This window comes from Streptomyces sp. NBC_00377, from assembly GCF_036075115.1.
GTDB lineage: Bacteria > Actinomycetota > Actinomycetes > Streptomycetales > Streptomycetaceae > Streptomyces.
On record NZ_CP107958.1, the window covers coordinates 1,052,698 to 1,073,983 of the forward strand.

Genomic DNA, 21,286 nt, shown 5'->3' on the forward strand with positions numbered 1-21,286 from the left:
GGTTGGCCATGAGTACGCAGGGGTCACAGGGTGCGTTCAATCGCGTTTGCCAACTTCCTTTGCTGAACCGTGAATCGGCCATGACCCGGATCCGGCCTGCCGGCTGCGGGAACAATCGCCCATATGGCGATGACGGCCACCGAAGGCGACAAGATCCTTACGGCCGGCTTCGCGCCCTGGTCCGTCACCGCCGGGCTCTCTCCCCGGGCGGCGGGCGAGGGCCGCCAGGTCCCGCGTCCTGCCTGGTCACGGGTGCCGGACCGGGGAATCTGGAGGGACGCGCCGACGGCGGTCGCGGACGGCGCCGCCGTGAGGGCCGCCCCGGCCGTCCGCCAGGCCCCGAACTTATGAAGACGATGGCGTGGGAAACCTCGTTCCGGTGCGCGACGACCGGTTCGGTTGGCTGGATCCGATCGGTTCCCGTGAATGCCGCCCTCCGGATAGCGATCGCAGACAAGTGCACCGGCGGTACGCCGCCGGCCCGGACATCGACATTCCCGCACGGTGTGTAGCCTGCGGATAACGCTCCGTGGAGATCCCGGAGCGGAATCCCCGCTTCAGGGAATCTGCACAGCGAATGCCCAAGCAGGTCACCGCGAGCAGGGGTTCTGCACAACTCCCCGGCCTCCGGCGCGCCTTTGGTGCGGGAGTGTCGGATTCGCCGCGACAGCGCCGTTCGCTCATCCGAGCGGATCCCGCCCTTGGTGTGAAGGAGTCGCCGACAAGTGGTGGGCGCGCCTGCACCGTTTGACGCTCCCGTGACACAAGTCCCCAGGTGAAGGCGTTGTTTGACTGGCTGCGCCGACCACGGACCTGCTTTGATCCATCGCACCGCAGGGCCACCGCGGTCTCCCGGAAACGGGATGTCCGGTGCCTGCGGTCGCGGCCGTCATCTGTCCCCAGAGGGGGCCGCTCCCCCTGATGAGATATCCATGTGAAGGGAAGTTCCACCATGAACTCCACCCCCCAGGTTCAGACCGTCGAGATCTCCGACGCCGAGCTGGACAACGTCTCCGGCGGTCTGTCCCTGAACGCGGTCGGCTCCGTCACCGGCCTGGTGGACGGCATTGCCCCGGTCTCCGGCCTGGTCAACACGGTCGTCGGCACCGTCGAGGGTGTCACCGGCCTGAACACGGCCCCGGTCACCAACCTGGTCGCCGGTCTCTGATCGCGCCCTTTGTGACTCCTTCGAGTCCCGGAGCCGTCACCCGGCTCCGGGACTCTTCGGTGTCCTGAACCTCCGAGGTAAGCCCCCGTGCAGTTCCGCCAACAGGCTCTCGCCAAGCTCCAGTCGCCGGAGGAGCTAGACCTGCCGGTGCGCTTCGCGCGCCCACAGGGCTGGCTGGCCCTGTCCGTCACCGTGGTCGTCATGGCGGCCGCCTCCGTGTGGGCGGTCACCGGTTCGGTCGCTTCCACCGTGAGCGCGCCCGCCGTCCTCACCCACGGCGAGGGAAGCTACATCTTGCAGAGCCCCGCAGCGGGCCAGGTCACCGCGGTCCTCGCGAAGGAGGGCGAGCGGCTGCCCGCCGGCTCACCCGTGCTGAAGGTGCGCACCGCCGAGGGCGACGCCGTGGTACGGACGGTCGCCGCGGGCCGGATCACCGCACTGGCCGCCACCATCGGGCAGATCATCTCCACCGGCGCGAACGTGGCAGCCGTGGAGAAGGTCGCCGGCGCCGACGATCCGCTGTACGCGACGGTGTACGTCCCGGCGGAGAACGCCGCCTCCGTCCCGTCCGGCGCGGCCGTCGACCTGACCGTGCAGACCGTGCCGTCGCAGCAGTACGGCGTGCTGCGCGGCCATGTGAAGTCGGTGGACCGCGCGGCCCAGTCCGCGCAGGCGATCGCCGCGTTCCTCGGCGACAGCCAGCTGGGCGAGCAGTTCACCGCACAGGGCCGCCCGGTGGCGGTCCTGGTCCGACTGGACAAGGATGCGGCGACCAGGAGCGGCTACCGGTGGTCGTCCGCGGACGGGCCGCCGTTCCGCCTCGCCTCCATGACCATGGCCACGGGTTCGATCCGCCTGGCCGACCAGCGTCCCGTCGATTGGCTGCTGCCGTGACCGCCACCGAGCAGCCGCGGACCCGGCGGCGTGCCGCGCCGCCCCGGCGGACCGTCCCCAAGAGCCGGGGAAAGACCGTCCGCACGCCCACCGTTCTCCAGATGGAAGCCGTGGAGTGCGGTGCCGCCTCCCTCGCCATGGTCCTCGGGCACCACGGCCGGCACGTCCCGCTGGAGGAGCTGCGCATCGCCTGCGGTGTCTCCCGGGACGGTTCGCGGGCGAGCAACCTGCTGAAGGCGGCCCGTGGTTACGGCCTCACGGCCAAAGGCATGCAGATGGACCTGGCGGCCCTCGCCGGGGTGAAGTCACCGGCGATCCTCTTCTGGGAGTTCAACCACTACGTCGTCTACGAGGGCATGGGCCGTCGCCTCGGGCGACGGGGCGTGTTCGTCAACGACCCCGGCAAGGGCCGCCGGTTCGTGTCGATGGAGGACTTCGACGGCAGCTTCACCGGTGTCGTGCTGGTGCTGGAGCCGGGCGAGGACTTCGAGCGGGGCGGGCGCAGACCTGGCGTGCTGGGCGCGATGCCGGCCCGGCTGCGGGGCACCGCGGGCACCCTGCCGGCGGCCGTGCTGGCGAGCCTGCTGCTGGTTCTGGTGGGCTCGGCCGTGCCGGCACTCAGCCGGACCTACATCGACATGTTCCTGATCGGCAGACAGACCTCGCTGCTGGGCGTGCTGTTCGCCTCGATGGCCACCTGTGTGGCCCTCACGGTGGTCCTGACCTGGCTCCAGCAGGCCAACCTGCACCACGGCCGGATCATCTCCTCGACCCTCTCCAGCGCCCGTTTCCTGCGGCATCTGCTGCGGCTGCCGGTGACCTTCTTCTCCCAGCGAAGCCCGGCCGACCTGGTCCAGCGGCTCCAGTCGAACGACGCGGTCGCCGAGACACTGGCCCGCGATCTGGCGTCCGCGGGCGTGGACGCGGTGGTCGTGCTGCTCTACGCGGTCCTCCTCTACACCTACGACCCGCAGCTGACGTATGTGGGCGTCGGTGTGGCGCTGCTCAACATCGTCGCCATGCGGATCGTCATCCGGCTGCGCGCGACCCGGACGGCGAAGCTGCGCGCGGACAACGCCCGGCTCACCAACACGGCGTACACGGGGCTTCAGTTGATCGAGACGATGAAGGCGACCGGCGGCGAAGAGGGCTACTTCCGCAAGTGGGCCGGTCAGCACGCCACCACCCTGGAGGAGCAGCAGCGGCTCGGCGTGCCGAGCGCCTGGCTCGGCGTGGTCGCCCCGACCCTCGCCACCCTCAACAGCGCGCTGATCCTGTGGATCGGCGGCATGCGGGCGATCGAGGGCCACATCTCGGTCGGCCTGCTGGTCGCCTTCCAGGCTCTGGTCACCCGCTTCACCGCCCCGCTGACCCGCCTCAACGGGGTCGCGGGCCGGATCCAGGACTTCGCCGCGGACGTGGCCCGGCTCAAGGACGTGGAGAACTTCCGCGCCGACCCGCTCTACGACCGCCGCTCCGGCGCCGACTCGACGCGCCGGCTGCACGGACACGTCGAGCTGGAGAACGTCACCTTCGGCTACAGCCCGCTGGACAAGCCGCTGCTGACCGGCTTCGACCTGACCGTGGGACCGGGGCAGCAGGTGGCGCTGGTCGGCGGCTCGGGCAGCGGAAAGTCGACGGTGTCCCGGCTGATCTCGGGCCTGTACGCGCCCTGGGAGGGTGTCATCCGCGTCGACGGGCAGCGCCTGGAGGACATCCCGCGCGGGGCGCTCGCCTCCTCCGTGTCCTTCGTCGACCAGGAGGTGTTCCTCTTCGAGGGCTCGGTGCGCGACAACGTGGCGCTGTGGGACCCGTCGATCCCGGACGACGCCGTCGTCGACGCGCTGCGGGACGCGGCGCTCCACGACACGGTCCTGCGGCGGCCCGGCGGCATCCACAGCAGGGTCGAGCAGGACGGCCGCAACTTCTCCGGCGGCCAGCGCCAGCGTCTGGAGATCGCACGGGCGTTGGTGCGCCGCCCCAGCATCCTCGTGCTGGACGAGGTGACCAGCGCGCTGGACGCCGAGACCGAGCAGGTGGTGATGGACAACCTGCGCCGGCGCGGCTGCGCGTGCGTGGTGATCGCGCACCGGCTCAGCACGGTCCGCGACAGCGACGAGATCGTCGTCCTCCAGCACGGCACGGTCGTGGAGCGCGGGCGGCACGAGGAACTGGTGGCACGCGGCGGCTCGTACGCGGCGCTGGTCAGGGAGCGTTGAGATGACTGCCGTACCCGAAGGCGACGTCGTTCTCGCCGCGCTGGGACAGCTGGGCGCACGGATCGACTGCGCCGGACTGAGCCGCCTCGATCTCGAGGGCCCACAGGTGCTGTGGCTGGTCGCGTCGGGCGCGCTGGACCTGTTCGCGGTGGACGCCGGACAGCAGGGCCACTGGCACCACCTGGGACGGCTGGAGACGGGCTCCCTGCTGCTCGGTCCGGTCACCGGGCCCCATCACACGCTCGTCGCCCGCCCGTTGCGCGAGTGCGTCGTGCACCGCATCGGTCTGCGTGAGCTGTACCAGCCCGCGAACACCCAGACCTGGTCCTACGACGGGTACGGCAACCCCCAGTACGTGCCGCCGACCTCGAGCCCTCTGGAGTACGCGCTCGCCCTCGGTGTCGGCCGCGGTCTGTCGATCCTCTTCCAGGCGCCGCTGGCCGGCGAGGGTGCGGCGGAGATCAAGGACGACGACGTGTTCTGGATGCAGGTGCCGCCGGGCAGCGTGCAGTACGGCGCGCTGTACGGCGCGGAGGCGGCCGCCGACCTGCTGATGGACCCGGCGGTGTGGCAGAGCATGGTCGACCAGCAGTTCCGGCTGCTGACCACGCTGGACCGCTGGATCGAGCAGCTGGAGCACACCCACGAGACCCGTACGGCTGCCGGGATCAAGGCCGGTGAGGCGGTCCGCGACCAGGCCGACCGGACCCTGCTCGCGTCGATCGGCGGAAGCGGCCGAAGCGAGCGGAGCGGCGGCCGGGGTGCGGACCGGCGCGCCACGGCCGCCGACGCCGACGCCACCTACGCGGCCTGCCGACTCGTCGCCGGGGCCGCCGGGATCACCCTCGCCGAACCCGCGCAGATGGGCGCGGACAGCGACCGTCTCGACCCGGTCGAGCGGGTCGCCCTGGCCTCCCGGGTGCGCGCCCGGGCCGTGCGTCTGGAGGGCCGCTGGTGGCGGGACGACGTGGGGCCGCTGGTAGGGCACCGGGCCCTGTCCGGGGCGCCGGTCGCGCTGCTCTGGCGGCGCGGCGGCTATGTCGCCGTGCATCCCGCGACCGGGCGGGAGACCCCGGTCGAGAAGGCCAACGCGGAGGAGTTCGAGCCACGGGCGGTCATGTTCTACCGCCCGCTGCCGGAACGGAGCCTCGGCCCCCTCGGGCTGCTGCGGTTCAGCATGCGGGGCACGGCAGGGGACCTGACGAACCTGCTGCTCAGCGGGCTGGTGACGGTGGCGATCGGGGCGCTGGTGCCGATCGCCACCGGCAAGGTGCTCGGCGAGTACGTGCCGAAGGCCCAGCAGGGGCTGATCGTGCAGGTGTGCCTGGCGGTGATGGTCAGCAGCGTGGTGGCGGCGGCGTTCATGCTGCTCCAGAACCTGACGATCCTGCGCATGGAGGGCCGGATCGAGGCGACGCTCCAGCCCGCGGTGTGGGACCGGCTGCTCCGGCTGCCGACCAAGTTCTTCGCCGAGCGTTCCACGGGCGAGCTGGCGAGTGCCGCCATGGGCATCAGCGCGATCCGCCGGCTGCTGGCGGGCCTCGGCCCTTCGGTCGCGCAGTCCGTCACCGTCGGTGCGATGAACCTGGGGCTGCTGCTCTGGTACAGCGTGCCGATGGCGCTGGCCGCGAGCGGCATGCTGGTGGTCGTCGCGTCGGTGTTCCTGGCGCTCGGGCTGTGGCAGGTGCGCTGGCAGCGGCGGCTCGTGGTGCTCTCCAACAAGCTCAACAACCAGGCGTTCCAGACCCTGCGGGGGCTGCCGAAGCTGCGGGTGGCGGCCGCCGAGAACTACGCGTACGCGGCCTGGGCGGCGCAGTTCGCGCGCAGCCGTGAGCTCCAGCAGCGCCTCGGCCGGATCAAGAACCTCAACACGGTGCTGGGTTCGGTGTACCTGCCGCTGTGTTCGCTGCTGGTGTTCATGCTGCTGGCGGGTCCGGCGCGGGGCACGCTGTCGGCGGCGGACTTCCTCACCTTCAACACGTCCATGACGATGCTGCTCACCTCGGTGACCTCGTTGACCGGCGCCTTCGTCTCGGCGGTGGCCGCGCTGCCGCTGTTCGAGGAGATTCGGCCGGTGCTGGAGGCGACGCCGGAGGTCCGTGCCGCGAGCACCCGTCCCGGCCCGCTGACGGGTGCGCTCGAGGCGCGCCGTCTCTCCTTCCGTTACTCCGACGACGGTCCGCTCGTCCTGGACGACGTCTCCTTCGAGGTGCGGCCGGGCGAGTTCGTGGCGATCGTCGGACCGAGCGGCTGCGGGAAGTCGACCCTCCTGCGGCTGCTCATCGGCTTCGACAAGCCGGTCTCGGGCAGTGTGCTGTACGACGGGCAGGACCTGGCGGCCCTCGACCGGTCGGCCGTGCGACGGCAGTGCGGGGTGGTGCTCCAGCACGCCCAGCCGTTCACCGGTTCCCTGCTGGACGTCATCTGCGGAACGGAGGCCCATACGCCGGAGGAGGCGATGGCGGCCGCCGAACTGGCCGGTCTCGCCGAGGACATCCGGCGCATGCCGATGGGACTGCACACGATCGTCTCGGGCAGCGGGTCGGTCTCGGGCGGACAGCGTCAGCGCCTGATGATCGCCCAGGCGCTGATCCGCCGGCCGCGCATCCTGTTCTTCGACGAGGCGACCAGCGCTCTCGACAACGAGACCCAGCGCACGGTCATCGAGAGCACCCGCAAGCTCAACGCCACGCGGGTCGTCATCGCGCACCGCCTCTCGACGGTGCTGGACGCCGACCGGGTGGTCGTGATGGAGAACGGCAAGATCGCCCAGCAGGGCACGCCCGCCGAGCTCCTCGCGGACACCGGCGGACGGCTGCACGAGCTGGTGCGCCGGCAGCTGGCGTAGGTCGTGTGCGGCCGGTTCCGGTGACGTCCGGGCACCCTCACTAACGAAACTTTGCCGTTTCGCTGAAACTGGTCTAGCCTCCATGTGTACGAAACGGTTTCGTTTATGTGTTCTTTGCCCTCACGTACGTCCCTGGAGTGGTTCCCCATGCCCTCGAAAACCCTGACGGACGGCGCCCGCACGGGCGCCGGACAGGAACCGTCCGCGGAATCCGCCAAGAAGTGGTGGATCCTCGCGGTCGTCGCCCTGGCCCAGCTGATGGTGGTGCTGGACGCCACCATCGTGAACATCGCCCTGCCCTCGGCCCAGGCCGACCTCGGCTTCTCCGACGGCAACCGGCAGTGGATCGTCACCGCGTACGCGCTGGCGTTCGCCTCCCTGCTGCTGCTCGGCGGCCGGATAGCCGACCTCTTCGGACGCAAGACGGCCTTCCTGATCGGTGTCGTCGGCTTCGCCGCCGTGTCCGCCCTCGGCGGCGCCGCGACCAACTTCGAGATGCTGGTCACCGCCCGCGCCCTCCAGGGCGCCTTCGGCGCGCTCCTCGCACCGGCCGCGCTCTCCCTGCTGAACACCACCTTCACCGACGCCAAGGAACGCGCCAAGGCGTTCAGCGTCTACGGCGCCATCGCCGGTGCGGGCGGCGCGGTGGGCCTGCTGCTCGGCGGTGTCCTGACCGACGCACTCGACTGGCGCTGGACGCTCTACGTCAACGTGGCCATCGCCGTCGTCGCCTTCGCGGGCGGCTGGCTGCTGCTGACCAACCACCGCGACGCCGGGAACTCCAAGCTCGACGTGCCCGGCACGGTCCTGGTCGCCGCCGGTCTGTTCGCCCTGGTGTACGGCTTCTCCAACGCGGAGACCCACGACTGGGACTCGGCGCTGACCTGGGGCTTCCTGATCGTCGGCGGAGTCCTGCTCGCGGCCTTCGCCTGGTGGCAGACGCGCGCCGCACACCCCCTGCTGCCGCTGCGCATCCTCCTCGACCGCAACCGCGCGGCCTCCTTCCTGGCCGTGCTGATCTCCGGCGCCGGCATGTTCGGCGTGTTCCTCTTCCTCACCTACTACCTCCAGCTCAACCTGGGCTTCAGCCCGACGAAGACGGGTGTGGCGTTCCTGCCGATGGTCGGCGCGCTCATGGTGGCGGCGCAGATCGGCACGACATCCCTGGTGCCTCGCCTGGGCCCGAAGGCGGTCATCCCGCTGGGCTTCGCGATCGCCGCGGTCGGCATGGCCTGGCTGACCGGGATCGGCGTCGGCTCGCACTACCTGAGCGCCGTACTGCCGCAGCTGGTCATCACCGGTCTCGGCCTCGGTCTGGTCATGCCGCCCGCCATGCAGCTGGCCACCGGCGGGGTCGCCGCCGAGGACGCAGGCGTCGCCTCCGCCACGGTCAACGCCATGCAGCAGGTGGGCGGTTCGATCGGCACCGCCCTGCTGAACACCCTGGCCTCGAGCGCCGCCGCCGACTACCTGGTGGGGAAGAACCCCGCGGACAAGCTCGTCCGGGCGCAGGCGACCATCGAGAGCTACACCACCGCCTTCTGGTGGTCGGCCGGATTCTTCGCCGCGGGTGCGGTGATCGCGTTCGCCCTCTTCCGCCGCGGGGTGCCGGAGCAGGACGCGGACGCGGCTCCGGTGATCCACATGTGACGGACTCGCGTCGGGAGCCGCACCGGGGAGAGGGGCCGCCGTCCACGAGGGACGGCGGCCCCTCCGTGCGCCGTCCGCGAACCGCGCGCGCATGGAGGTTTAGGCCTGGGTACTCGCGGGCCATGAGAATCAGCGTTCTGGATGTGGGATCGAACACCGTGCGGCTGGTGGTGTCGGACGCCGCGGGCGGGGTTCCGCTGCCGGTGCACACGGCCAAGTGGCGGCTGAGGCTGTCGGAGCAGGTGGCGCCGGGGGACCCCATCCCGGACGAGGCCGTGGAGCGGCTCGTGGCGGCGGTCGCCTCGGCGGCCCGGACCGCCGACCGGTGGGGGGCGGCGGGCCCCCTGGCCTTCGCCACCGCCGTGGTGCGCTCCGCCCCCAACCGGCGCGAGGTGCTGCGGGCGGTCCGCGCGCGGACCGGCGTCGCGCTGTGCACCCTGCCGGGTGAGGTGGAGGCCGAACTGACCTTCCTCGGGGCACGCCGCTGGATGGGCTGGCGCTGCGGACCGCTCGCGCTGCTGGACATCGGCGGCGGCTCCTTCGAAGTGGCTTTCGGGCGGGGCCGGCTGCCGGACTTCGTGGCCTCACTGCCCCTCGGGGCGGCCCGGCTCACCCACGACTTCTTCGCCGACCACGACCCGCCTCCCCCGGAACTCCTGCGCGCGGCGCGGCGCAGGATCCGCCATCAGCTCAGGGACGTGGCGGCCCGGATCCGCTGGGAGGGCCCGCGTACGGCGGTGGCCACCTCCCGGACCTTCCAGCAGCTCGGCCGGCTGTGCGGGGCCGCCCCCGGACGGCACGGCCCCTTCATGGACCGCAAGCTGCACCGCGACGACCTGCGCGAGGCCATCACCACCCTGGCCGCCCTGCCCGCCGCCGAACGCGCCCGGCTGCCCGGCATCTCCGCACCCCGCGCCGCACAGAGCCTCGCCGGTGCGGTGATCGGGCACACGGCGATGAAACTGACCGGGCTGACCTCGGTCACCGTCTGTCCGTGGGCGATCCGTGAGGGCGTCATGCTGCGGCACATGGAGGACGGCCCGGCCTGGTGGGCGGAGGTCACCCGGCTCGCCGACGACGAGGAGGCGGCGGTCCCGGAGCCGGTCCCGCTGCGCCTCGCGCAACACGGGCCCTGACCGCGGCAGCACGACACGCGGAGCGGGCCCTGCCCGACGCGACCGGCACGACTCCGCCCCCCGGCTGCCTCACCAGGGGGGCGGGCGGCCACGCAGGGAGCACGCGAACGCCCCCTGCACACGGACCGCCACCCGACCCCGCCCAGACCACCGACCACCGACCACCGACCACCGACCGAGCGGAACCCAGCGGAAGGAACCCACCGTGCCCGACGACGACAAGCACCCCGAGGCCGGTCAGGACCGCCCCCGTACCGCACTGGAAGAGGTCCTGCGGGAGATCGAGGACGAGGAGACCCGCGCCGACGACCCGGAGGGCGAGCGGAACCGACACGAGGGGGAGGCCGCCGACGCCCTCACCACCAGCCGGCACGCCCAGGAGCAGTCCCAGGACGACTGAACCCGTCCCGGCGGTGCCGGTCGTGACGGTGGCCGCCGACCCCCGTCCGGCACCGCCGGGACGGTGTCCGGTTCCACCCGGAGCATCCCTGGTGCGCCGGGTCACCCGCCTGCGCGGGTGACCCGGCGGCCTCGGGGTACTCGGCACGCATGGCGCATGACTCCCAAGGGCCCCGGCTGCCGGACACCCGGGGCCCGGTCTCCGCGGCCGTCCGCGGGTACCTCTGCGGCACGGGCCGGCTCCCGGCGGACGAGACGGTGGCGTCCGCGTCCCCCTACGGCGACGATCTCCAGCTGGCCCTGTACCTCTGCTACGAACTGCACTACCGCGGTTTCGCGGGCGTGGCCCCGGACCGCGAGTGGGATCCGGGTCTGCTGCGGGTGAGGGCCGCGCTGGAGCACCGCTTCCTGACCGCCCTGCGCGAGGACACCCCGGCCCACGACAGCGTCGAGGACGCACTCGCGGAGCTCCTCGTCGAACCCGTCGAGGGGACGGGCGTCAGCCACTTCCTGGCGGCCGAGGGCGAGTTGTGGCAGGTGCGCGAGTACGCCGCCCAACGCTCCCTGTACCACCTCAAGGAGGCGGACCCGCACGCGTGGGTGCTGCCCAGGCTGTGGGGCCGGGCCAAGGCGGCGATGGCGGCGGTGGAGTTCGACGAGTGGGGCGGCGGCCGCCCCGACCGCGTCCACGCGCAGCTGTTCGCGGACCTGATGACGGACCTCGGCCTGGACACCGCCTACGGCCGCTATCTGGACGCCGCGTGCGCGGAGACGCTGGCCACGGTCAACATGATGTCCCTCTTCGGCCTGCACCGCTCGCTCAGGGGCGCCCTGGTGGGCCACTTCGCGGCGGTCGAGATCACCTCCTCACCCGGTTCCCGGCGGCTGGCCCGGGCGATGCGCCGCGTGCACGCCGGGCCCGCCGCCGCCTACTTCTACGACGAGCACGTGGAGGCCGACGCGGTGCACGAGCAGGTCGTCCGTCATGACGTCATCGCCGGCCTGCTGGCCGAGGAACCGCACCTGGCCTCCGACATCGCGTTCGGTCTCGACGCCACCGGGTACCTGGAGGACCGCCTCGGCGCCCGCCTGCTCAACGCCTGGCGCGCGGGTGAATCCTCCCTGCGCACACCGATCACCGATCGGTCAGAAGTCCATATTTCCTGAAAGGCGGGGTATTTGGTGACCGTGAATCCCCTGGTCCTCCCGGGCGTCTACGCCCCTCAGGAAGACACCGCCCTGCTGGCCGGGGCGTTGTCCGAAGAACCCTTGCTGCCGGGTGCCGACGTCCTCGACGTGGGGACCGGAACCGGCGCGCTGGCGCTGGCCGCGGCGCGTCGTGGGACGCGGGTCACCGCGATCGACGTGTCATGGCGGGCGGTGTACTCCGCCCGGCTCAACGCCTGGCGGGAACGGCTGCCGGTGCGCGTCCACCGCGGCAACCTCTTCGGGCCGGTGCACGGGCGGTCGTTCGACCTGATCCTGACCAACCCGCCGTACGTACCCGCGCCGTCCGGCGGCAGCGCGGCCCGCGGGCCGGCCCGGGCCTGGGACGGGGGCGGCGACGGACGGCTGCTGCTCGACCGGATCTGCCTCGAGGCACCCCGGCTGATGCGGCCCGGCGCAGTGCTGCTGATGGTGCACTCCGCGCTCAACGACCCCGCGAACACGCTGGCCGTGCTGCGCGCCTCCGGCCTGAAGGCCTCGGTGACGCGACGTCATCGCATCCCCTTCGGCCCGGTGCTGCGTGAGCGGAAGGACTGGCTGCGGGAGAGGGGTCTGCTGTCCGCCGACGAGGAGAACGAGGAACTGGTGGTCGTCCGTGCCGAACTCCCCTGCTGACAAACCCTGCCGGATCAGCGTCCAGCGCCGGGGGCCCCTGCTGGTCGAGGGACCGGTCGAGGTGGAGTTGGAGGACGGCACCACGGTCTCGTCCGACCGCTTCATGGTCGCCCTGTGCACCTGCCGTCGCAGCCGCCGCTACCCCTGGTGCGACACCAGCCACCGGGAGCGGTCCTAGGAGCCGCGTCCACGGAGTCCCGCCCCTGCGTGCGCGTGCGGGGAATGGATTTGGAGGCCGGACAGGAAGCCCCACACCACCTGTCCGGCCTCCGTACGAGATCACGGTGCTCCCGCGTCAAGTGCTCGCACTCCCCACTTCACGAGCCACTCTCGGTGTCCACGGGGACCACGCGATCCCGGTCTCAGAACGCGAAGAGGCTGCTTCCGGCAGCGTTCTTCACGCACTCGTTGGAGAAGGCGCGCTCGAAGGAGACGCGCTTGCCCTGCCATACGCCGTCGACGGTGACGACCACCGGGTCGTACTGCCTCGTACAGACGGCGTCACCCGGGCCCGCCAGGGCGCCCGGATCGCCGCCGACGGCGCGCAGTTCGGCGCAGGCGCGAGCGGCGGCGGGGTGGGTGCCGGAGGGCGTCGGGGCGCAGTTCAGGGTGACGGCCCGGGCCGCGTCGACGGTGGCGGCGGCCTCTCCGTGGCCCACGGTCAGCACGAGGGCCGACGGGGCGTAGAGGGAGGTCGGCGCTGCGGCCGGGGCGGCGAGCGCGGATCCGGTGAGGGATCCGCAGACGGTGGCGGCCGTGAGGCCGAGGGTCGCTGCCCAGCGCGCGGTGTTCCGCATTGTGTGCATCCTTCCGCTCGATTCGGGATGTGCCGGCCGGCTCGATCGGTGCCGAACGCGACGAGCGCGAGTCTGCCGAGTCCGCTGCCGAATCTCACATCGACCCCATGGGTTTCAGTAACCTTGCGTATTGAATCAGTGGCGAGAAGTGACGGAATTCGAACGGTTCAACGCCGAAAGCAAGCGCTTCATGATCCCTTCGGTTGGCTGGATGACCGGTTTCCATAGCTTCGTTAATCGGCCTGAAACATTCCGCTCCCGCCCCGATCCCGCGCCGATCGGCGCCGCGATCACGCTCGGAGCCCGACGCACCCCTTCCCCCACAGACCCCTGCACGGCCCTCCGCGTTCCGCCCTGGGCGGACTTCTCCGCGACCCCTTGCGTTCACGCACCAGCGGAGTAATCGTAATTACATGATTACGACAGAGCAGAAGGAGCAGCTGAGGGGCTGGTTCGCGGGGCGCCTGCCCGACGACCTCTTCGACGAGCCGGCCGAGGTGACAGTTGACCGCGAGGAGATCACCGTGGTGGGGCGCATCCCCGCGCCCCGCCTGGCGGAGGACGCACCGGCCGCCGAGCGCGCGGCGGCCGTCACCGCACGGATCCAGGACTTCCGGGAGCGGACCCGGGAGACCCGGATGTCCGTGGCCCGCGACGCCGAGCACCGCTTCCGGCGGAAGGTGTCCTGGGGTGTGGTGTGCGACGGGGAGCGCGCGCTGTTCACCCACGTGGCCGCGCCTGTCATGACCCGGCTGCGGCAGCCGGAACGCCAGGTCCTCGACACCCTGATCGCCGCGGGCGTGGCCCGCAGCCGCAGCGACGCACTCGCCTGGTGCGTCCGGCTGGTCCAGCGCCACACCGACGACTGGCTCGGCGAACTGCGCGACTCCCTGGAACACGTCCAGCGGGTGCGGGCCCAGGGTCCGGACGCGGACCCCGGCCGGCAGGAGGCGGCGGATTCGTCCCCACCCGGCGCGGAAGAGGGATGAGGCGTCCGCCTTCGACTCCGGGAGCGGACCGCCGGCCCTCGGCCGCCCGACGGCGAACTGCCGCACCGCCGCCCTCCCGCTACCGACCCGCCGGTATGGTCGCCGTGCGACGGCGGCGGACGCCCGACCGCGGGACGGCGAAAGGCGGGACGTACGGATGGCGAAGCACTGGGCGGACTTCCAGTACGAGATCTATCTCAACGGCATGACGGGCGCGGTCCCCCGCCTGCCCACCGACCTGACCCGCCTCGAGGAGCTCACCGAGCAGCGCCTCGGGCCGGGGCCGGTCGGCTATGTGGCGGGCAGCGCGGGGGACGGTGGCACGGCCCGGGCGAACCGTGCGGCCCTGGAGCGCCGCCGGATCGTGCCGCGCATGCTGCGGGACGTGCACGAGCGGGACCTGTCGGTCGAGGTGCTGGGCCGCGTCCTGCCCGCACCGCTCGCCCTCGCGCCCGTCGGCGTGCTGTCGATCATGCATCCGGAGGCCGAGTCCGCGGCGGCCGGGGCGGCGGCCGCGCAGGGCGTCCCGTTCATCCTGTCGTCGGCGTCGAGCACGCCGATCGAGCAGGTGGCCGAGGCGATGGGGGAAGACGAGCGCTGGTTCCAGCTGTACTGGTCCAAGGACCGCGAGGTGACCCGCAGCTTCCTGCGGCGGGCGCGGTCGAGCGGGTTCACGGTACTCGTCGTCACTCTGGACACCCCGCTGCTCGCCTGGCGGCCGCGCGACCTCGACCAGGCCTATCTGCCCTTCCTGCACGGCGTCGGAACCGCCAACTACTTCACCGACCCGGCTTTCCTGGCGGGCCTGGCCAAGCCGGTGCACGAGGACCCGAACGCGGCCGTCCTGCACTTCGTCAGCCTGTTCGCCGACCCCGGCAAGACGTGGCCGGACCTGGCGTTCCTGCGGGAGAACTGGGACGGGCCCATCGTCCTCAAGGGCGTGCTGCACCCCGACGACGCCCGGCTGGCCGCCGACGCCGGGATGGACGGCGTGGTGGTCTCCAACCACGGGGGCCGGCAGGTCGCCGGTTCGGTCGCGGCCGCCGACGCGCTGCCCCGGGTGGCGCAGGCGGTCGGCGACCGGCTGACGGTGCTGTTCGACAGCGGGGTACGCACCGGCGCCGACGTCTTCAAGGCGCTCGCCCTCGGCGCCCGGGCGGTGCTGCTGGGGCGCCCCTATGTCTACGGTCTCGGCCTGGACGGGCAGCCGGGTGTCGAGCACGTGATCCGTTGTCTGCTCGCCGAGTTCGACCTCACCCTGGCGCTGTCCGGCCACGCGCGCCCGGCGAGCGTGGGACCGGCGGACCTCGTCGAGGACGCCGTCTGACCCTCGGAGGCCGTCCGACCCGCCGGCGCACGCACTGCGGGCCGGGGCCTGCTCCGCACCCGCCCGCCGGTGACGCACGCGCGCGTGTGCGTCAGGCCGTGCCGTCCGCCAGGTCGACCGGCTGGGCCGATGGAGGTGCGTCCGTGCCGGTGACCGCGAGCGAGCCGGGGGTGGCGGAGGTGGCGTCGGTGAGCCAGCGCTGGCCGACGGTGTGGTCGCGGACCTTGAGGACCACGTCGTCGCCCGGTTCCTCGCCGGCCGAGGCGAGGGCGAGCGCGTCGTCCCAGCGGGGCAGCAACTCACCCTGAACCGTGAGGTCGTAGCGGACGTCGTCCGCGCGGGCGTCGGTGGTGTCCACGCACGCGCCCAGGATGACCACCCCGGCGTCCGCGTGGGAGTCCACGCACAGGCCCGGCCCGGCGACGCTGCGCAACTGCCCGTCGTCGTCGTACGACCACTCCTGTGTCGCGTCGGAGGAGCAGTCGGCCAGTTCGACGGCGGCGCCCGCCCTCGCCTCACCCCGGATGTCCAGGCAGAGATCGGCGGCGGCGTTGCGCAGCCTGGTCTGTCGGGGCGCGGTGGGCAGGTGGGCGGTGTCGGGGGCCGTCGGCGAGGCGGTGGCGGCCTGCGAGTCGATGCCGGGGACGCTGCCGCTGGTGGAGGCGGCAGGATCGGCACCGCCGTCGTCCGACCACATGCCGGCGGCGAGCAGGGTCGTCAGCAGACCCGCCGAGGCCAGGCCGACGCCGGCGAACAGCGCGCGCGGCGAGCGGGTCTCCCCCGACGCCCGCCGACGGGGCGAGGGGATCCGCGAGAGCAGGTTGCCGCCCCTGCCGCGCGAGCCGCCGCCGCGGTGCCGCGCGGAGCCCTTGAGACGGACGGTCTGCGGCTTGGCGCGGCCCGGGCGGGTGTCGTGGTAGCGGCGGGCGCCCCAGCCGAGCACCGCCTCGGCGAGCAGTACGCCGAGGCCGCTCTCGAAGTGGCCGAGCTGTTCGGCGGCCGCCCGGCAGTAGCGGCACTCGTCCAGGTGCTGCCGCACGTCGGGCAGGAGGTCGCCGCCACGGCGGATGGGGACGTCGAGGAGCCGGTTGTAGAAGCGGCAGTCCTTGCTCGGAGCGAGGTCCCGGTGGGCGCGCACGACGCCCTCGCGGAGCTTGTCCCGGGCCTGCTCCAGGGCGGCGGACACGGTCTCCGTGTCCATGCCGAGCAGACCGGCGGCGACGGTGACGTCCTCGGCCTCGACCTCGATGTGCCACAGGACGCAGCGGGCGACCGGCGGAAGGCCCTGGAACGAGCGTTCCGCCAGCACCCGGTTCTCCGGTATCAGCGACTTCGCGGCGCGCATCCCGCGGGCGCCGGCCGGTTTGCGCAGTACCGGCAGGACACCGGCCAGGCCCTCGTCGGCGGACCACAGCCGGGCGGTGTCCCGCACGGTCACCAGCAGCCGGGGGCGCAGCGCGGTTCCGGGCTCGCCCAGCTTGAGCCGGTCCAGGACCTGGTGGAAGGCGGCCGCCGTCACCATGGACGCGACGCTCCCGGAGGACGCGAGGCAGATGACCGCGTACTCGTGCACCGGGCGCCAGTGCCGGGCGATCAGCAGCGCGGTGGACTGGGCGACCTCACTGTCCGCACCGCCGCGTATCCCGGCGGCGAGCGACTCGTCGGATTCTCCGGGGCCTCCGCCCGGCGGAGGATAGGGCGGACGAGGAGGCTGGGGGGTGGGCACTGAGCGAGTTCCTTTGGTACGTACCTGTTCGGTGCGGCAGGGAGCGCGAATTCGCCTCCGCCGACGAACGCCGGGGGCCCGGCCATGACCCCCCGCACGGGTGGTTCACCTTTGCACAACTAAGTCGCGCACAACAAGGCGGAGACTGAAGAGGCGCTTTGTTGAAAGAATGTCGATAGGCGACGCCGACTCGCGCCGGGCTTCATGCCTTTGCGCATTCTCCGGCAGTACGGCGATGACGCCCATGCGCCCCGTGTGAAACACGCGCACACGGCGGTGCGCCGCACACGCTCCCGGCGCACCTGCCCGCGCAGTTGGCTGGAAGCGGCCACTTCCTCGGAGGCCCCGCGCAGGACGGCGGCTCTCCTGCGCGAAACGGCCGCCGGCCTTGTTCCTCCCGCCCTCGGCCGGCGGCCCGGAAGCTTTCGCGCCATCCGTCTCTATATCTGCCAGGACCGCAGCCGGTCCGCGGCACCGTAGACGTCCGTCTTGCCGTCGAGCAGGTCCCTGGCGAGGTCGACGAGCGCGCCGTACGGCGGATCGATGCCGACCCCGCTGGTGAACATGTAGGCCACCGCCGTCGCGCAGGCGAAGCGGGCGTTGGCCGCGGGCAGGGGCCTGAGCAGCGTGAGCGTGTGCAGCAGCGCGGCGGCCCGCCAGGCCGGGTCGGAGTCCACACCGAGCTTGGGCGGATCGACCCGGTGCCGGGCGACGGCGGCGACCAGCGCCGAGAAGTCGTTGACGGTGGGCTGTTCCGGCAGAACCTCTTCGTGGCGCTGGAGCAGCCAGGGCACGTCGATATGGATGACGGATGCCATCGGTCAGGCGACCCGCCCCTCGCCCTGCACGGAGAGTTCGTCGTCGGGGAAGGCCGCCGCGAACTCGTCCGCATGGGAGGCGAAGAACCTGCGGAAGGCCTCCGCGCCCTCCTGGAGCGCCCGGTGCCGCGCGATGTCGGCAGCGGCGGCCTCCCGCACGAGTGCCTTCATCGACGTACCGCGTTCCTTGGCGATCTGCCGCAGGTCCTCCAGCTCGCGATCGCTGAATTCCACATTGAGGGCTGGCATACCCTTCACGGTACCGCGCGGGTACTTACTCGTAAATACGAGCAGGTCAAACTGATGACCACGCGGTACCGCAAGGTGTCCGAGCCTGCACGTTCCCGATCGCGGAGCAACAATTCCTGATGCGCTGCCCCTGATCGACTGTCGGGGTCCGCGGTCGGTTATCCCTGGTCCGCGACGAAAGAGGCCAGGCGGGCCAGCGCCGCGTTCCAGTTGACGGCCGTCTCGTTCGTCGACCAGGACTGGATGTCGTCGATGTAGCAGAACTGGCCCACGCAGCCCTGGAGCTTGCTCTGCGCGTAGGGGTCCTGGATGCTCGAGTTCGGCCCGCCCGCGAGGGTCCCGCGGGGCGGGTCCGGCAGGTTCGGGTCCAGTTCGTGCGCGTACCAGCGGCTGTGCTGCCGGTGGGAGTTCACCTCGCCGTAGCCGGTGACATAGGAGATGTTGAGCGCGTTGCGCCCGAGGACGTAGTCCATGCTCTGGACGGCCCCGGCCCGGTACTTCGAGGCGCCCGTGAGGTCGTAGGCCGTGGCGATGACCACGGCGTTGTTGAGGACCTGGTGGGTGGAGCCCCAGTCGTAGCGGTTGCCGTCGGGGGCGTAGGGCATGCCGTACGGCTGTGCGGTCAGGGTGGCGAGGTAGGTGTCGGCGCCCCGCAGGACCGACCCGCGGACCTTGTCGCGGCCGGGCAGCCGGTTCGGCACGGTCGCGAGGTCGAGGCGGCCGGCGGCGGCCGTGCGGGACCAGTCGAAGCCGGTGGGGGTGAAGACGTCGGCGGTGTGCACCGGCGAGTTCACCACCCGGTCGGCGAACTGCTTCTCCCCCGTCGTGAGGTACAGCTCCGCGGCCGCCCAGTAGAACTCGTCGCTCGCGTCGTCGTCGTTGTAGGCGCCGCCGCCGTCGCCGTCGTTCGGGTCGGCGTACACCTGCGGATGTGCGAGGGCCGCCGCGAAGGCCTTGCGCGCGGCCGTCAGCGCCTTCGCCGCGAAGGTCTTGTCGTAGGGCCGGTAGAGGCGGGCCGCCTGGGCTGCCGTCGCGGCCAGATTGAGGGTCGCGGTGGTGGTCGGCGCGTGCAGTTCCCGCTTCTGCGGGTCGGCGCTCGGCAGCAGCGGCAGGCCGGTCCACTGCTCGTCGTGGACCTTGTGGTGGGCCATGCCCGCGAGCGGCTGTCCGTCCGGCACCTGCATCCTCAGCAGGAAGTCGAGCTCCCAACGGGCCTCGTCGAGGACGTCCGGCACGTTGTTTCCGCTCTCGGGGAGCGCGAGCGTGCCGTCGCCGAGCCCGGCCGGGTCGCCGGTGCGGGCGAGGAGGGAGCGCTCGTAGGTGCTCAGCAGCTCCCAGGTGGCGATGCCGCCGTTGACGACGTACTTGCCGTGGTCCCCGGCGTCGTACCAGCCGCCGGTGACGTCGAGCGTGTAGTCGCACACCCCGGGCCGGCAGGGGACCGCGGAGTCGCCCCGGTTGGGGGCCACGTCCAGATGGCCGGCCGCCCTGCCGTAGCCGGGCCGCAGATCGTCCCGTACCGCGATGCCGCTGCGCTGCGTGTAGTAGTACTTCACGGCGTCCAGGCGCAGCTGATCGTAGGCGGCGGTGCCGATGTCGAAGGGACGGCTGGTCTCGCCGTCGGCGACGAGCGTGAAGCCGGTGCCGCGCGTGCGGTAGCCGCCGAAGTCGATGGAGTGGACGTGCTGTCCCGAGGAGACGTCGAGGCCCCGCGGCACGCTCCAGCCGTGCGCCACGATCCTGCCCGAGCCGTTCTTCAGCTGCCAGGGCAGCTTCGCGCCGGCGTCGGTGACCAGGGTGGCGTTCTTCGGCCCGGCGGGCAGATAGGCGACCTGGTTGACGCGCACGCGTGGCCCGGTGTCGGGCCGGTACACCTCCGGCGGCACCCCGCCCAGCAGGGACACGTCGTCCAGGCAGAACCGCCAGGGATCGGCACTCCCGCCGACCTGGAAGGCGACCTGCCCCTGGGCGCTGTCGACCGGCGAGGTGAAGGTGTACGTGTACGCGTCCCCCGCGGCGTCCAGCACCGGCGTCGCCTCGTACCAGGTGTCGTACGGGGCGACGCCGAGGCCCACGACCGCCCGCACGCCGTGCCCCTCGGGCACCCCTGAGGCGCTGAAGGAGAACCGGTACGACTCCCCCTTCACCAGGGTGATGGCGTCCTGGCCGACGGCGGAGTCCCAGCGGTTGACGGTGCCGCCGGGCACGTCCGCGCACAACCGGCCGTCGGCGATACCGGCGGTGACGTTGCTGGTCCACCAGGGGTCGGCGGTCGTGCCGAACCCGCCGTTCCTGACCTGCTCGGCCTCCTCGGCGCCGGCCTGCTGCGCGGGCAGCGCGGTGAGCGCCGCGCCCAGCAGGGCCGCGAGGGACAGCAGGGTGGTGCTGCGTCGTTTCACGTCCAGGCTCCTCGGGAAGTGCGGGACGCTCCGGGCGGGACAGAGGTGCCATCTCATGGGAGCGCTCCCAGAGCGGGGTCGCTGGACATGTTTGTTGGAGTCATGACACCCCGTCAACGGTCCGGACGAGATGGCTTCTTCGCAGCCGTTGTCAGTGGTGCGTCCTACTGTGGACCGTTCGAGCACCTGCTCCATGGACTACGAGGAACCGGAGGTCTCCATGACCACCCTGCCCGACCGGCCGAACACCGCACTGCTCGTGATCGACGTCCAGAAGGGCGTGGTGGCGGGCGCCCCCCGGCGTGACGAGGTGATCGCCAACATCGACACCCTGGTCGACGCGGCCCGCGTCCAGGACGTGCCGGTCATCTGGGTGCAGCACTCCGACGACGGCCTCGAACGGGGCAGTGCGGACTGGGAGTACGTCGAGGAGCTGGTCCGTCTCGACACCGAGCCCCTCGTCCACAAGAACTACGGGGACTCCTTCGAGGACACCGAGCTGGAGTCGCTGCTCGCCGAGCGCGGGGTGGGACGCGTCGTCGTCACGGGTGCGCAGACGGACGCGTGCATCCGCTCGACCCTGCACGGCGCCTTCGTCCGGGGCTACGACGTGACACTGGTCGGCGACGCGCACACCACGGAGGACCTGAGCGAGTACGGCGCCCCGGCCCCGGAGCAGGTGATGGCCCACACCAACCTGTACTGGTCGTTCCAGAGCGCGCCCGGGCGCAGCGCGGGCACGGTGGACACGGCGAAGGTGACCTTCGAGGCGGCCGACGCGGGCTGAGCCGGACGGCGGCGCACGTCCCGGACAGCGGCGCAGTT

At 72.0% G+C, this 21,286-nt stretch carries 18 protein-coding genes; 13 read left to right on the forward strand and 5 right to left on the reverse strand.

The genetic code is table 11. The features are described from left to right. The first annotated feature begins 952 nt into the window (after positions 1-952). The 10 genes from OHS71_RS04735 to OHS71_RS04780 all read left to right on the forward strand — a co-directional run bounded on the left by OHS71_RS04735 (position 953) and on the right by OHS71_RS04780 (position 12,334). Complete coding sequence (locus tag OHS71_RS04735; RefSeq protein WP_328477089.1) at positions 953-1,168, forward strand: type A2 lantipeptide; 216 nt, start codon at positions 953-955, stop codon at positions 1,166-1,168. An 87-nt stretch (positions 1,169-1,255) separates the two neighbouring features. Next, entirely contained in the window at positions 1,256-2,062 is an 807-nt protein-coding gene (locus tag OHS71_RS04740; protein WP_328477091.1) for an HlyD family efflux transporter periplasmic adaptor subunit, read from the forward strand. Beyond that, positions 2,059-4,281 carry an NHLP family bacteriocin export ABC transporter peptidase/permease/ATPase subunit gene (locus OHS71_RS04745; RefSeq protein ID WP_328477093.1) on the forward strand — a complete coding sequence of 741 codons (2,223 nt, stop codon included), beginning with the start codon at positions 2,059-2,061 and terminating at the stop codon, positions 4,279-4,281. The genes OHS71_RS04740 and OHS71_RS04745 overlap by 4 nt, the downstream gene beginning before the upstream one ends. Position 4,282: 1 nt before the next feature. Beyond that, a complete protein-coding gene (locus OHS71_RS04750; RefSeq protein ID WP_328477095.1) occupies positions 4,283-7,129 on the forward strand; it encodes an NHLP bacteriocin export ABC transporter permease/ATPase subunit in 2,847 nt (948 codons plus the stop codon). Positions 7,130-7,276: 147 nt separating this feature from the next. Beyond that, positions 7,277-8,779, forward strand: a complete 1,503-nt coding sequence (locus OHS71_RS04755) for an MFS transporter (protein WP_328477097.1) — start codon at positions 7,277-7,279, stop codon at positions 8,777-8,779. 122 nt (positions 8,780-8,901) lie between these two features. Beyond that, on the forward strand, positions 8,902-9,915 hold the full coding sequence (locus tag OHS71_RS04760) for a Ppx/GppA phosphatase family protein (RefSeq protein WP_328477099.1): 1,014 nt from the start codon (positions 8,902-8,904) through the stop codon (positions 9,913-9,915). Positions 9,916-10,120: 205 nt separating this feature from the next. Continuing rightward, a complete protein-coding gene (locus OHS71_RS04765) occupies positions 10,121-10,315 on the forward strand; it encodes a hypothetical protein (protein WP_328477101.1) in 195 nt (64 codons plus the stop codon). Positions 10,316-10,464: 149 nt separating this feature from the next. Next, entirely contained in the window at positions 10,465-11,481 is a 1,017-nt protein-coding gene (locus OHS71_RS04770) for an iron-containing redox enzyme family protein (RefSeq protein ID WP_328477103.1), read from the forward strand. A 12-nt stretch (positions 11,482-11,493) separates the two neighbouring features. Beyond that, positions 11,494-12,156, forward strand: a complete 663-nt coding sequence (locus OHS71_RS04775; protein WP_328477105.1) for a HemK2/MTQ2 family protein methyltransferase — start codon at positions 11,494-11,496, stop codon at positions 12,154-12,156. After that, positions 12,137-12,334, forward strand: coding sequence for a CDGSH iron-sulfur domain-containing protein (locus OHS71_RS04780; RefSeq protein WP_328477107.1), 198 nt, complete (start codon positions 12,137-12,139; stop codon positions 12,332-12,334). Before OHS71_RS04775 ends, OHS71_RS04780 begins: the two co-directional genes overlap by 20 nt. A gap of 184 nt (positions 12,335-12,518) precedes the next feature. Here the strand turns inward: OHS71_RS04780 and OHS71_RS04785 are convergent, their stop codons facing one another. Beyond that, on the reverse strand, positions 12,519-12,953 hold the full coding sequence (locus tag OHS71_RS04785; protein WP_328477109.1) for a protease inhibitor: 435 nt from the start codon (positions 12,951-12,953) through the stop codon (positions 12,519-12,521). 413 nt (positions 12,954-13,366) lie between these two features. On the opposite strand from OHS71_RS04785, the gene OHS71_RS04790 reads away from it, so the two are divergent. Together OHS71_RS04790 and OHS71_RS04795 are read left to right on the forward strand one after the other, a co-directional pair. Continuing rightward, a complete protein-coding gene (locus OHS71_RS04790) occupies positions 13,367-13,942 on the forward strand; it encodes a hypothetical protein (RefSeq protein ID WP_328477111.1) in 576 nt (191 codons plus the stop codon). Between the two features lie 157 nt (positions 13,943-14,099). Further along, positions 14,100-15,269: a lactate 2-monooxygenase gene (locus tag OHS71_RS04795; RefSeq protein WP_328477113.1), complete on the forward strand. Its 1,170-nt coding sequence runs from the start codon at positions 14,100-14,102 to the stop codon at positions 15,267-15,269. A 91-nt stretch (positions 15,270-15,360) separates the two neighbouring features. Here OHS71_RS04795 and OHS71_RS04800 read toward each other — a convergent pair whose 3' ends face one another. From OHS71_RS04800 to OHS71_RS04815, 4 genes are all read right to left on the reverse strand, one after another. Continuing rightward, positions 15,361-16,995: an RICIN domain-containing protein gene (locus tag OHS71_RS04800; protein ID WP_328477115.1), complete on the reverse strand. Its 1,635-nt coding sequence runs from the start codon at positions 16,993-16,995 to the stop codon at positions 15,361-15,363. Positions 16,996-17,435: 440 nt separating this feature from the next. Continuing rightward, positions 17,436-17,813 carry a toxin Doc gene (locus OHS71_RS04805; RefSeq protein WP_328477117.1) on the reverse strand — a complete coding sequence of 126 codons (378 nt, stop codon included), beginning with the start codon at positions 17,811-17,813 and terminating at the stop codon, positions 17,436-17,438. Between the two features lie 3 nt (positions 17,814-17,816). Then, the gene (locus tag OHS71_RS04810) at positions 17,817-18,062 is read right to left on the reverse strand and encodes a hypothetical protein (RefSeq protein ID WP_328477119.1); all 246 of its coding nucleotides are present in this window, start codon (positions 18,060-18,062) and stop codon (positions 17,817-17,819) included. Between the two features lie 158 nt (positions 18,063-18,220). Next, on the reverse strand, positions 18,221-20,461 hold the full coding sequence (locus tag OHS71_RS04815; protein ID WP_328477121.1) for a glycoside hydrolase family 9 protein: 2,241 nt from the start codon (positions 20,459-20,461) through the stop codon (positions 18,221-18,223). A gap of 220 nt (positions 20,462-20,681) precedes the next feature. Between OHS71_RS04815 and OHS71_RS04820 the strand changes: the two genes are divergently transcribed. Next, the gene (locus OHS71_RS04820; protein ID WP_328484395.1) at positions 20,682-21,248 is read left to right on the forward strand and encodes an isochorismatase family protein; all 567 of its coding nucleotides are present in this window, start codon (positions 20,682-20,684) and stop codon (positions 21,246-21,248) included. Positions 21,249-21,286 lie beyond the last annotated feature (38 nt).

Excerpts from the sequence above, each read along its gene's own strand:
- OHS71_RS04735 (WP_328477089.1), top strand. The coding sequence starts at position 953 with ATGAACTCCACCCCCCAGGTTCAGACCGTCGAGATCTCCGACGCCGAG.
- OHS71_RS04750 (WP_328477095.1), top strand. The coding sequence starts at position 4,283 with ATGACTGCCGTACCCGAAGGCGACGTCGTTCTCGCCGCGCTGGGACAG.
- OHS71_RS04755 (WP_328477097.1), top strand. The coding sequence starts at position 7,277 with ATGCCCTCGAAAACCCTGACGGACGGCGCCCGCACGGGCGCCGGACAG.
- OHS71_RS04760 (WP_328477099.1), top strand. The coding sequence starts at position 8,902 with ATGAGAATCAGCGTTCTGGATGTGGGATCGAACACCGTGCGGCTGGTG.
- OHS71_RS04770 (WP_328477103.1), top strand. The coding sequence starts at position 10,465 with ATGGCGCATGACTCCCAAGGGCCCCGGCTGCCGGACACCCGGGGCCCG.
- OHS71_RS04785 (WP_328477109.1), bottom strand. The coding sequence starts at position 12,953 with ATGCGGAACACCGCGCGCTGGGCAGCGACCCTCGGCCTCACGGCCGCC.
- OHS71_RS04790 (WP_328477111.1), top strand. The coding sequence starts at position 13,367 with ATGATTACGACAGAGCAGAAGGAGCAGCTGAGGGGCTGGTTCGCGGGG.
- OHS71_RS04795 (WP_328477113.1), top strand. The coding sequence starts at position 14,100 with ATGGCGAAGCACTGGGCGGACTTCCAGTACGAGATCTATCTCAACGGC.
- OHS71_RS04805 (WP_328477117.1), bottom strand. The coding sequence starts at position 17,813 with ATGGCATCCGTCATCCATATCGACGTGCCCTGGCTGCTCCAGCGCCAC.
- OHS71_RS04810 (WP_328477119.1), bottom strand. The coding sequence starts at position 18,062 with ATGCCAGCCCTCAATGTGGAATTCAGCGATCGCGAGCTGGAGGACCTG.
- OHS71_RS04820 (WP_328484395.1), top strand. The coding sequence starts at position 20,682 with ATGACCACCCTGCCCGACCGGCCGAACACCGCACTGCTCGTGATCGAC.